Below are 12,818 nucleotides of genomic sequence, written 5' to 3'. Positions count from 1 at the left end.
AGATATAAAAATAATGGATGGATGTGTCGAAAACGTAAAGTGTTGAGAGATAAACTAAATATTTAAATCAGCTATGTTATAATAAAAATAACATAAAAATATCAGGAGGTCTTATGACACCATTATTATCAGTACATCATTTAACGAAACAATTTTCTAATAACCGCTTCTCCATCAATGATGTCTCCTTTCAAGTTGATCCAGGCGAAATTGTCGCTTTAATCGGCAAAAATGGTTCAGGCAAATCAACATTAATTCGTATGATTGTGGGAAATTATCCTTTAACTAGCGGAGAAATCTATTTTTTCGGTCAACGTGTCTCACCTGAAGATACAGACTACAAAAATGACATGAGTGTTGTATTTGATTCCATGAATTTCACTAAAAATATGACTGTTGATAAGTTGAATCGTATGTTTCAAAAGGTCTTCCATCATTTTGACACGACTTTGTTTAATGATTATATCCAACGTTTTGAATTGCCAGAAAAACAGGCAGTTAAATTCTTTTCAAGAGGGATGTCTATGAAACTCTCTATGGCAGTCGCATTGTCACACAAAAGCCGATTATTGATTTTAGACGAAGCGACAGCAGGATTGGACGCAGCAAGTCGTGATGAGATTCAAGATGAAATTGAAAAGTTCGTACATGATAGCAATCGTGGTGTGTTAATGACATCTCATATTGCGGAAGATATTGACCGCTTAGCGACAAAGTTAGTTTTTCTGAGACATGGCCAAGTTGATACGCAAATTGACAAAGCAGCATTATTCAACAATTATGCACGTTTAACATGTGATGAAACAGAATTTGAAAAACTTGAGGACGAGAATGTTTTAGTAAAAAAACATCACTTAGGTAAAGTTCAAGCGATTGTGTTAAAAAATGAACGTACTTTGTCTTTTGAATTAGAACCTATCGAGTACATTGATCAAGTCAGCAAAATGATCTTAAGAGGTGAAGACATATGAAAGGTTTAATTTATAGTCAGTATTATTCAACTCAGAAAGTATTGTGGATTTACCTAGGTATCGGTTTGTTGTTGGGTATCGGATTCACAGCTGTGGATTTAGAAGGTTTTCAACCGTTAATCAGTTTAATCATTTTAATGTTTTCTGTTTCAGCTGCGACTGATAATTTGAAAAATGAAGCAGCAGCGGGTTGGTATAAATATGCGATTACATTACCTGTAAGTCGCAAAGAAATTGTACAAGCACATTATGCATATTATTTTCTGTCTGCTGGATTAGGGTTAGCGATTGTTCTGTTTATTTTTGCAGGCAGATACGCATTAGGCTTCGGTACTATTAGGGAATCCCTTTCAGCTATCATGTTAGGGATAGGAATTTGTTTGTTAGTGTCATTGTTTTATCCGTGTACCTATGTGGTTGGTGCAGATAAATCGAATATAATTCAAATGATTATCACAGGAATTATAGTAGTTATATATTTCGTGTATAACACTGTAACACTTATCATTGGCGGTTATATGTATGGTTCAGGTAATGATGCCGTGGAGCATACTGGTTTTGAACTGGGACGTATGTCTATCTTCCTTGTCTTTACGCTAATACTTGCGCTGCTTGGTTATTTCATAGGTTTGAACAAGTTTAAAAATCAGAATTTCTAAAAAGCAAAACAAAGTAAATTGGATTATATAGATAAAGCACACTTCAAAAAAATGAAGTGTGCTTTGTTTTCGTATTGTTTAGTTTTGACGTTGACGACGTTTCGCAATGTAGCGATAAACGAAGTAGATTAAAGCAATCGCAATAAGCGCATACATGATATAAGAATATGTGTGCATTGCATTTAAGATAGCATGCCAATTATCACTTAATGATTTACCTAAATAAATCAAACCGAAGTTCCAAATTGTTGTAGCGATTAACGACAGTGTCGCAAATGTGACGATGTTCATTTTATTGACACCTGCAGGAATCGTGATTAATACACGTAGGACTGGAATGAAACGGCAGATAAAGACAGCGATTGCTCCGTATTTTTTAAACCAATTGTTGGCACGTTCGACATCTTTGCCTTTAAGTTTGATCCATTTACCGTATTTATCGACGAAGCGATAAAGTTTCTGTTCATTAACGAGGCTACAAATATAATAAAGTATCAGTAGGCCTATAAATGAAGCAACGGTTGCGATGATTAGTAAAATCCAAATAGAAATATGTGATTTTGCGGCTAATACACCTGCAAAGGTTAATACGATTTCTGAAGGTACAAAGGGAAGGATGTTTTCCGCAAGGATTAAGAAGAAAATCGCATAATAACCATAGCGGGTAATAAAGTCAGTCAGTATTTGTTCCATGTAAAGCAATGGCTCCTTTTTATATATAAGTTTAATGGGCTTTGAATTCATTTTAAAGAACAGACGCATTTATGTGTCCAAGCTACATTGTACTAAAAATAGAATCAAATAACATCCATTTATATCTTCTTAGATTGAAGGATACAGTTTGAAATAGGGTAAAAGACCGGCAGTGTAGGGGATTATCCCTCTATTTTAATATGCATAAAAATAATATTGTGTCATTCATAGTGTTCAAATTTCTGTAAAAAAGTTATTGTTAACGGTTTCAAATAGTGGTAATATTTACTAGAACAACTTAGGTCATATGATGACCTAATGTATTTTGAACACAGAAAGTTGGGATATCTATGAGTGAAAGAAAGAGTAACGTACGTTGGTTCTTCGCCTTTGCGTTCTTTATTATTGGAGTTATTGCGTATATGGACAGATCTAACATCTCCTTAATTGCGGCACCAATGATGGAAGACTTACATATGACGAAGGCTCAGTTTGGTTTATTAGCAACATTCTTCTCAGCGGGCTATGCGTTAATGCAAGTCCCATCCGGTATTCTTGCGGAGAAATTCGGACCGCGAAAAATGTTGACGATTGCGTTGGTGTGGTGGAGTGCATTTACGATTTTAACAGGTTTAGTTAAGAACCACGGTTTATTATATACTGTTCGTTTCTTATTCGGTGTAGGGGAAGCGCCGATGTATCCATCGAACGCAGTATTCAACTCCTATTGGTTTACTAAAAATGAAAAAGGCCGCGCATCTAGTGCGTTGCTTGCAGGTTCATATTTCGGTCCGGTTATCGCACCGATTGTGACAGTTTGGATTGTAAGTTTATTTAACTGGCAAGCTGTATTTTATATCTTCGGGGCAGTCGGTTTTGTGATTGCTTTATTATGGGTTATTATTTCGAAAGACTTGCCTGAACAACATAAAATGGTTAATAACGCTGAAAAACGCTATATCATGGAAGGCCGTGATGTTGTAGATGCAGGGGAAAAACAATCTGCACCATGGAGTGCATTCTTTAAACATTTCAGCTTCTATGCGATTGCGATTCAATATTTCGTAGTACAATTTATCGTCGGTTTATTCTTAATTTGGTTACCGACTTATGTCATGGAACAATATCATGTTAAATACACAGCATTAGGTTTATTGGCAGGGGTGCCTTGGCTTGCGATGTTTATTTGTATCATGATTGCAGGTGCAATTTCAGATAGAATTTTACAAGCAGGCAAATCACGTTTTGTAGCACGTGGTTCAATTGCGATTGTAGGTATGATTGTCTTTGGTATCGGTTTATTATTTGCGATCCGCAGTGAAGTATTAGAAGTAAATATCGCTTGGTTAGCTGTATGTTTAAGCGGTATGGGTGTTACTACTGGTATGAGCTGGGCAGCAGCGGCTGACATCGGACGTAACTTCTCAGGTACAGTTTCAGGCTGGATGAACTTATGGGGCAACGTCGGTGCGATGTTAAGTCCATTAATCGCAGGTGTGTTAGCTGACTTAATCGGCTGGACATGGACATTACAATCATTATTAATCTTAGTTGCGGTAGCAATCTTCATGTGGTTCTTTGTAAAACCAGACAATCCACTTGTTGTTGACCGTACTAAACTGTAATTAAATAGCATATAAGCATCAAATAATTATATAACAAGCGGTCATGTTAAACTGGGTTGGAGAAAGGGTCTGACTCAGTTGAGCATGGCCTTTTATTGTTGTAATGGTTCAAATTTCTGATATGGGGAAATAAAATATTGTTAATATAAAGAAATTGGAGAGGGAAATTATGATTACAGTTATTGTAAAAACAAAAGTAAACGATATGAATTATGATAAATATACAGAACTAGTAGGACAGCTTGTCGCTACATCACAAGCAGAAGAAGCTAATATCGCTTATGAGCATTATGAAAATGCGAATATACCAAACGCTTTTGTGATTATAGAACAATGGAACTGTGAAGAAGGATTCGAAAATCATAAGAAATCTGATCATTTCCAAGTCTATTGGCAAGAAATCGTTCAACTATGTCTGGATGAACCAGAAATTGTTGTGTTTGACAGCCAAGAAACACTTACAGAAAATTAAGCAACTCGTAAGGCAGGTCATAACTTTAGTGCTATAATAGAACTTAAATAGACAGAGACATAAAGATGTCTGTAAAGTCAAATCAGTAAGGAGATTGAAGAGTATGATTTACCAACATGGAACTTTGGCGACGTTAATGGCTGGAATGCTTCAGGGAACAGTATCTGTAAATGAGATGCTTGAAAATGGAGACATGGGTATTGGTACATTGACAGGTTGCGACGGTGAAGTCATTTTTATCAACGGTAACGCTTATCACGCAGACGAGTACGGCGGTTTCAGACGTTTAGACGGTCCAGAAATGCTGCCGTTTGCGACCATTACGAAATTTGACCCCACACAGACATTTGAAGTGTTGAATGTCACAACACAAGATAAATTGTATGATCAAATTTTAGAACGTATGAAGAGTCGCAACTTATTTTCTGCAATTCGTATTCACGGCAGTTTCAATCATGTCCATGTACGCATGATGCCGAAACAAGAGCCGCCTTATACACGTTTAATGGAATCAGTGAATCGTCAACCAGAACATCATTATGATTATGTTAATGGCACAATCGTCGGTTTCTTCACACCAGAATTATTCCATGGTGTGGGTTCCGCAGGCTTCCACTTACATTTCGTGGATCAAGACCGTACCGTCGGCGGCCATATTTTAGGCTTTGAATTAGAACGCGGCAGTGTAGAGTTGGCTGATGCGGAAACATTCGAACAACATTTCCCAACACAAGACGAAACATTCTTAGAAGCAGATATTGATTACGAAAACATTGATGAAGAAATCAGAATGGCAGAATAAGCCATACAACATCCGTACGTCAGGAGATAATACATGGGTATTATGTTCTGACGTTTTTATTTTGATGTAGAATAACTTGCTGTCTGATAAAATAGTAGAGTTGAATATTTTAAAATTTTGGAAGGAGTCTTCATATGGCGTACTATATCAAGTCGCTGTTTAAATTTAATAAGCGCAATGTGAATTACAGTAAAGGAATACGTCAAGGTATATTAATGTTGATTCCTTTACTATTAGGATATTTGCTGGGTTACTTTCAATTTGGTTTATTAATCGCGACAGGAACTTTAGCGAATATTTATGTTTTTGGCGGATCTGATAAGTCCAAATTACGTATTCTATGGTGGTGTACCGTCGGCTTTACGTTATGTATCACGCTCGGTACGTTAACAGTCAGTATCCCATTGTTGTTTGGTATCGTGTTATTGCTTGTCACAGTCGTCGCCTACTATATGTTTAGTGCTTTAGAAATACCAGGCCCTTCTGCAACGTTCTTTATTGTTACGTTTGCGTTGCCGATTAATATGCCGATTGCACCTGAACAAGCACTGACACGTGGTGTTTTTGTTTTCATTGGCGGACTCTTTGCATTAGTGGTTGTCGCAATTTTATTAAAATCACAAGGGAAAAATACGCAAGAACGTGCGATTGAAGCGGAATATAAGAGTTTATTAAAGCTCGTTAAAACATTTTCTGATAACGAACAGTACAAACAAATTACGGAACAGTTAGTGAATCAGTTTAAATCTACAGATAAACAATTGATTACTTCATTTACGTCGAAAAAGAAACATTCTGAACAACTGCAACGTTTATACTTACTGCATAATAGCGCAGAAGGTATCTTTGCGGAATTATTAGAACTGAAGACCAAAGAGGTAGAAAGCTTGCCAGATGTTATCATTGAAATGATGCATTATATTGAACACAGTGTTTCCACAACCTTTGGTGAACAAGAAATGATTCCGTGGAAAGAAAAGGTAGAACTGCCTGTCATCTTCCAACGACTAGAGAAACAGATTTATCGTACAGATGAAATCTTACATAGTCCGACAGGTCAAATTGAATATGAAGCAAATCTAAGACAACCTTTATACGGTCAGCAATTGAAATACAATTTAACCTTAGACTCACTGGTATTAATGAATACGCTAAGATATAGCTTGATTATGGGTGCCGCAATTTTCATTGCTTTAATGTTTGATTTTGATAAAGCATACTGGATTCCATTAACAGCACATACGATACTTATTGGGACAAATACCATTCATAGTATGGAACGTGCAGTTGCCAGAACTATCGGCACGTTTGTCGGTGTGCTGTTATTGACTGCGATTTTATCGCTGCATCCACATATGATTATCAGTATTATCGTGTTGGCACTTAGTGCGACAATTACTGAAATCATTATCGGGGCGAATTATGCGATTGCGATGATATTTATTACGACTCAAGTTATTATGCTGAATGGTTTGGCATCAGGTAAACTGTCAATCTTAATTGCGTTGCCTAGGGTAGTAGATGTCATCATTGGTGTGATTATCGCAGTAATTGGTTTATTAATTCTAGGTCGAAAGAATGCATCCCAAACCTTGCCGGATGCGATTGCGGAAGTGGTACGTTACGAAATGTCGTTCTTCTATTATGTATTCTCTAGAAATGATCATTTAGCCAAACATGAACCGAAGTTCAGTGAATTAAAACTGCGTATCAAATTAAGTAATATGAATAGTATGTATCAAAATGCACATGGTGAATTATTTGCGGACAGTACGAAAATCAGTGCGTACTATCCGATTATCTTTGCATTAGAAGAAATCAGCTTTATGTTATCCAGAGCACAAAATAATCCGAAACCCCAAACGATCGATGATGTGGTGATGGGGCAGTATCTGATTGCGTTTGAAGGCATTGCGACACACTTTGAACAACATGTTCCCCTTTATCAAGGGACAGGTTTGCCATCTTTACCACAATATACCAATATTCGTATCGCATTATTGAATATCCAACAATATGCACGTCTCAGAGATTCAGACAAGATTGGTGAGCAAGTTTAAGTGGTATAGCACATATAAGTGACGAAAGAGGAGGATATGATATGCCTTGGACATTAGATGATTATCCGAATACTTGGAAGAACTTAGATAAGCTGGAACGTAAAAAAGCCATTGATATCGGTAATGCGATGTTGAAAGATGGTTATGATGAAGGCACACTTATACCAATTGCGACCAAACAAGCAGAAGAATGGTACCAAAATGCATCTAAAGAAGAATTAGATGAATTGAAGCATAAAAATATTACCAAGCATCAAAAAGATAAAGACGTACGTCCAAAATTAAACGAGAAAGATGTAGAAGTCTATCAAGAAGATAACGAATGGAAAGTCAAAACGTATGGTGCGAAACAAGCAGCAGACACATATGACAAGAAAGAAGAAGCGGTAAAACGCGCAAATGAAATCGCAGAAAACCGTGGTACGAAAGTGCATGTTAAATCTTAAGTTAAAATGGAGATGATTATTTCAAAACTAACTTGGGTAAATAATATGTATCGATTCACAGTATGCAATATAATAAGAAACTGAGCGCGTTGCATTGTGAATCCAGGGAGCAACAGAGACGTTATAAAAAACGTTATAAAAGAAGAAAACCTCTTAACCATTGTGTGTTAAGAGGTTTTCGTTTTATTAAATAGATTATGCTTGTGTGATTTGCCAGCCATAAGGTTCTGGTAATTGAGACCAATCTTGGTCGTATTCTTCAGTTGTTAATAAACATTCATCTAATGATTTTGTTAAAGCTTCTTGATCTAAGTCCGTACCGATAATGACAAATTGTGTGTGGCGGTCTCCAAATTCAGGATCCCAGTTTTCGCGCACATCTTCACGTTCATGCAAGATTTCGCGTTGTTGTGCTTCAGACATTGCTGCAACCCAGAATGTGACAGGGTGGATGGATACTGAAGAACCTGCTTGTGACATCAAGCATGCGACATGATTATATTGTGCTAACCAAACAATACCTTTGGCACGTACAATCGTATTCGGCATATTTTCCAACCATTTGTGGAAACGTTCAGCATGGAAAGGCATACGACGTTCATATACAAATGAAGAAATGCCGTATTCTTCTGTTTCAGGTGTGTGTGTCGCATGACCGCCTGCCGTTAATTCTTGCAGCCAACCTGCAGAGTTTGAAGCTGCTTCAAAGTCGAATAAGCCAGTATTAACGACATCGCTCAATTCAACGACTGAATTTTGTGTGCGGATAAATTTCGCAGTAGGTTGTAATTTACGTAAAATACCTTCAAGTTTGTTTAATTCTTCTTCTGATACTAAGTCTGTTTTGTTTAAGACTAAGACGTCACAGAATTCAACTTGGTCGATTAATAAGTCAGCGATGGTACGTTCGTCTTCTTCGCTTGTACCTTGATCGCGGTCAACTAATAAATCTTCTGATTTGATGTCGTTGATGAAGCGGTTAGCATCCACCACAGTGACCATTGTGTCTAAGCGGCAGATACTTGTTAAATCAATGCCAAGTTCTTCATCGATGTATGAGAATGTTTGCGCGACTGGAACAGGCTCAGAGATGCCTGTTGATTCAATCACGATTTGGTCAATGCCGCCACGTTTTACAATGTTTTCAACTTCTTTTAATAAGTCTTCACGTAAAGTACAGCAGATACAACCATTAGATAGTTCTACTAATTTCTCATCCGTACGTGAAATGCCTCCGCCTTCAACTACTAAATCTTTATCAATGTTGACTTCACTCATATCGTTGACAATGACTGCGATGCGTAAGCCTTCTCTATTTTGTAAGATATGGTTCAACAAGGTTGTTTTACCTGAACCTAGGTAACCACTGAGTACCGTTACTGGTATTTTAGCCATAAAAAATCCTCCTATTTATATATACACGCATTTAATCGTAATTATTACGATTTATATTGTATAGAAAAAAAGAACGGTGCGCAAGGTGATGAACTTAAACTATAAGTCTCAGAAAACAAAGTACGGTTAACAACTTCACTGTAGCATTGTTTTGTATCTTATTAAAACTTATTTATAAATATTCGTTTGCGGATGACAAATAATTAATTTTAAGTACAAACTCCGTTATAATGAAGATGTCTGAAGAACGGGGGATTATTATGTATGTAGAAAGAAGAGAGACACTTAACCTTAATGCGCTTAAGGAAGATTTAAAACATAATATTACAAGGTTTCAAGAAAAAAACTACCAAATAGAAGAGTTGGTAGATTTTGTGAGTTTACATCATTTATATGCATCGGCATTAGAAGAAGTCAGTACGAAATTGAGTATATTAGACAATGATTTTCAAATCTTATATGAGCATAATCCAATTCATCATATGGAACGACGTGTTAAAGAAATCAGCAGTTTAGTGCGTAAGCTGGAAACAAGGGGATTGCCAGTAACGACAGAGTCTGCACGTCGAAATATTACCGATATCGCAGGAATTCGTGTGGTATGTAATTACTTGGAAGATATTGAAGTCGTTGCTTCTTTATTATTAAGACAAGCCGATGTTAAATTATTGAAGCGTAAAGATTATATTGCGCAGCCAAAGGAGAATGGCTACCGCAGTCTGCATCTTGTCGTTGCAATTCCAGTATTCTTAACGGATACGGTTGAAAACGTTCCGGTAGAAATTCAAATACGCACGATCGGTATGGATATGTGGGCAAGTCTTGAACATAAATTGCGTTATAAGAATGCGACGAATACAGAAGTTTATAAAGATACATTAAAGCAATGTGCAGAAGAAATTGAAACAGTCGAATATAAGTTGCAGAAAATGCATGGAGATATTTTAAAACAAGTTGGCTGTGAAGAATAATCGATAATGAAGTTGAGTCTTTAAAGATTCAACTTCTTTTTTATTGAGAAAATATATGTAATATACACAAAGGGTTTCAGACAGCTAGGGAATGAGTTATTTTGCATATTTAACCGACAAAACCCCAAAAAAACTAAAAAACTTTGAAAAATGCATATTTAATACTTGATTTATGCATAAATATGCGTTATAATTACATATGTAAGGTTGATAGAGGCGATAAAAAAAGGAAATCGCTAATTTGACCTTAATTAACCAAATTATAAATATACGAAAAGTAGTCTTGATCACAAGAGATGAAAACGCAAGAACACAATAGAAGATAAAGAAGAAAATCAATCAAATGTACGTGGCATATGAAAGTGTTTTGGATTTTTAACAAGAAGGGTATAAATTAAATGTAATGATACATGTATCTTGTTAACGAAACGCTTATCTGTTAATCATGTGAATGCACAACGAATGCGTATTGTGTCCTTGCCACACGAAATAACATAAATGGAAGTGTAAAACAGTTATTTTAAGCTAGACAGAGCATATTAAAATAACAGCGTTTTACCAATTAACGGAGGTTATGAATATATGAATAACGGATTTTTCGGAAATGAATTTGACTCAATTTTTAGAAGAATGATGCAAGATATGCAAAATGCAGATGGAAATAAAAAATATTATATTAATGGTCGTGAAGTATCACCAGAACAATTACAAGCATTACAACAACAAGGTGGACAACCTTCACAACAAGTTCAACAAGCACAACCAGGTCAAACTGGCGGTGGCAAACAAGGTGAAGACTACTTAGAAAAAGTAGGTCGCAACTTAACTGAAGAAGCAAGACAAGGCTTATTAGACCCAGTCATCGGACGTGACAAAGAAGTCCAAGATACTGCAGAAGTGTTAAGCCGTCGTAATAAAAATAATCCAATTTTAGTCGGTGAAGCGGGTGTTGGTAAATCAGCTATCGTTGAAGGATTGGCACAAGCGATTGTGAAAGGTAACGTACCAGCTGCAATCAAAGATAAAGAAATTATTTCAGTAAATATTTCTTCATTAGAAGCAGGTACGCAATACCGTGGTGCTTTCGAAGAAAACATCCAACAATTGCTAGATAGTGTGAAAGAAAGAAAAAATGTCATCTTGTTCTTTGACGAAATTCACCAAATCATCGGATCAGGTTCTACTGGCGGAGATTCAGGAAGCAAAGGCTTATCTGACATTATCAAACCAGCATTGAGCCGTGGTGAAATCTCAATCATCGGTGCAACTACTCAAGACGAATACAGAAACAACATCTTGAAAGACCCTGCTTTAGCACGTCGTTTCAACGAAGTTGTCGTTAAAGAACCATCAGCACAAGATACAATCAAAATCTTAGAAGGTGTACGTGAAAAATTCGAAGAACACCACAACGTTATCTTACCAGACGATGTATTGAAAGCATGTGTAGACTTATCTATCCAATATGTTCCACGACGTTTATTACCAGATAAAGCATTAGATATCTTAGATATCACTGCAGCACATTTGGCAGCTCAAAATCCAGTCGTAGACAAAGTGGAAGTTGAAAAAGAAATTAAAGTATTAGAAGATAAAAAATCTAAAGCAGTCAGCGAAGAAGCTTATTCTGATGCAGACAAATACCAAAAAGAAATCAAAGCATTACAAGACAGACTTGAATCAGGTCATGGTGAAGGTTCAACAGCAACTGTTCAAGATGTGGCAGACACTGTAGAACGTATGACTGGTATTCCAGTATCACAAATGGACGACAATGATATTGCACGTTTGAAAAACATTTCTAAACGACTCAAAAGCAAAATCATCGGCCAAGATAAAGCCGTGGATATGGTTGCTCGTGCTATCCGTCGTAGCCGTGCAGGTTTCGATGAAGGCAACAGACCAATCGGCAGCTTCTTATTCGTAGGTCCTACTGGTGTAGGTAAAACTGAATTAGCAAAACAATTATCAATTGACTTATTCGGCAATAAAGAAGCATTAATTAAATTAGACATGAGTGAATACATGGACCGTACAGCTGTATCTAAATTAATCGGTACATCTGCAGGTTATGTAGGTTACGATGACAACTCTAATACGTTAACTGAAAAAGTAAGACGTAATCCTTACTCAGTGATTCTTTTCAATGAAATCGAAAAAGCAAATCCGCAAATCTTAACTTTATTACTACAAGTGATGGATGACGGTAACTTAACTGACGGTCAAGGTAATGTCGTGAACTTCAAAAACACAATCATTATCTGTACTTCAAACGCAGGTTTTGGTGATGGTGATGAAGGAGATCGTGAAGCATTGATGGATGATCTTAAAAAATTCTTCCGTCCAGAATTCCTTAACCGCTTCAACGGCATCGTAGAATTCGTTCACTTAGACAAAGCAGCGCTACAAGATATCATCAACTTATTATTAGATGACGTAGCTGCTACACTTGATAAAAAAGGTATCTCACTTGAAGTCAGCCAAGACGCAAAAGATTGGTTGATTGACCAAGGCTATGATGCTGAACTTGGTGCACGTCCATTACGCCGTGTCGTTGAAAGAGAAATTCGTGACCGTATCACAGACTACTACCTAGAACACACAGATGTTAAAGATATCGAAGTGACAATCGATGGCGACGATATCTTAATCAATGGTGAAAAAGTAGATTCTCTATAAGAGACACATGCATAATGAATGCACATTGAACATTTGCACCCTTAT

Annotated in this window: 11 protein-coding genes; 9 read left to right on the top strand and 2 right to left on the bottom strand. The window is 36.6% G+C overall.

The window, feature by feature from the left end:
* The first annotated feature begins 113 nt into the window (after nt 1–113).
* On the top strand, nt 114–971 hold the full coding sequence (locus tag ACFCT9_RS07630; RefSeq protein ID WP_412518294.1) for an ABC transporter ATP-binding protein: 858 nt from the start codon (nt 114–116) through the stop codon (nt 969–971).
* Nucleotides 968–1,630, top strand: coding sequence for an ABC-2 transporter permease (locus ACFCT9_RS07625; RefSeq protein WP_412518292.1), 663 nt, complete (start codon nt 968–970; stop codon nt 1,628–1,630). Before ACFCT9_RS07630 ends, ACFCT9_RS07625 begins: the two co-directional genes overlap by 4 nt.
* Nucleotides 1,631–1,708: 78 nt before the next feature.
* Here the strand turns inward: ACFCT9_RS07625 and ACFCT9_RS07620 are convergent, their stop codons facing one another.
* Nucleotides 1,709–2,323, bottom strand: coding sequence for a DedA family protein (locus ACFCT9_RS07620; RefSeq protein WP_412518291.1), 615 nt, complete (start codon nt 2,321–2,323; stop codon nt 1,709–1,711).
* A gap of 350 nt (nt 2,324–2,673) precedes the next feature.
* Here ACFCT9_RS07620 and ACFCT9_RS07615 point away from each other — a divergent pair, with 350 nt between their 5' ends.
* From ACFCT9_RS07615 to ACFCT9_RS07595, 5 genes are all read left to right on the top strand, one after another.
* Entirely contained in the window at nt 2,674–3,948 is a 1,275-nt protein-coding gene (locus ACFCT9_RS07615) for an MFS transporter (protein WP_412518290.1), read from the top strand.
* A gap of 169 nt (nt 3,949–4,117) precedes the next feature.
* Nucleotides 4,118–4,420: a putative quinol monooxygenase gene (locus tag ACFCT9_RS07610; protein ID WP_412518289.1), complete on the top strand. Its 303-nt coding sequence runs from the start codon at nt 4,118–4,120 to the stop codon at nt 4,418–4,420.
* Between the two features lie 94 nt (nt 4,421–4,514).
* Nucleotides 4,515–5,222, top strand: a complete 708-nt coding sequence (gene budA, locus ACFCT9_RS07605) for an acetolactate decarboxylase (RefSeq protein WP_412518287.1) — start codon at nt 4,515–4,517, stop codon at nt 5,220–5,222.
* Between the two features lie 134 nt (nt 5,223–5,356).
* A complete protein-coding gene (locus tag ACFCT9_RS07600) occupies nt 5,357–7,282 on the top strand; it encodes an FUSC family protein (protein WP_412518285.1) in 1,926 nt (641 codons plus the stop codon).
* A 41-nt stretch (nt 7,283–7,323) separates the two neighbouring features.
* Nucleotides 7,324–7,728, top strand: coding sequence for a DUF2188 domain-containing protein (locus ACFCT9_RS07595; protein WP_412518284.1), 405 nt, complete (start codon nt 7,324–7,326; stop codon nt 7,726–7,728).
* Nucleotides 7,729–7,923: 195 nt separating this feature from the next.
* Here ACFCT9_RS07595 and ACFCT9_RS07590 read toward each other — a convergent pair whose 3' ends face one another.
* Nucleotides 7,924–9,123 (bottom strand): GTP-binding protein, encoded by a 1,200-nt coding sequence (locus tag ACFCT9_RS07590; protein ID WP_412518282.1) that lies wholly within the window; start codon nt 9,121–9,123, stop codon nt 7,924–7,926.
* Between the two features lie 260 nt (nt 9,124–9,383).
* Between ACFCT9_RS07590 and ACFCT9_RS07585 the strand changes: the two genes are divergently transcribed.
* Nucleotides 9,384–10,094 (top strand): GTP pyrophosphokinase family protein, encoded by a 711-nt coding sequence (locus ACFCT9_RS07585; protein ID WP_412518280.1) that lies wholly within the window; start codon nt 9,384–9,386, stop codon nt 10,092–10,094.
* Between the two features lie 582 nt (nt 10,095–10,676).
* The gene (locus ACFCT9_RS07580) at nt 10,677–12,773 is read left to right on the top strand and encodes an AAA family ATPase (RefSeq protein WP_412518279.1); all 2,097 of its coding nucleotides are present in this window, start codon (nt 10,677–10,679) and stop codon (nt 12,771–12,773) included.
* Nucleotides 12,774–12,818: the final 45 nt, after the last annotated feature.

Source organism: Staphylococcus simulans, from assembly GCF_047037175.1.
GTDB classification, from domain to species: domain Bacteria; phylum Bacillota; class Bacilli; order Staphylococcales; family Staphylococcaceae; genus Staphylococcus; species Staphylococcus simulans_C.
The sequence above is the reverse complement of the archived record's forward strand: the minus strand, read 5'-3'. Positions and strand labels throughout refer to the sequence as shown.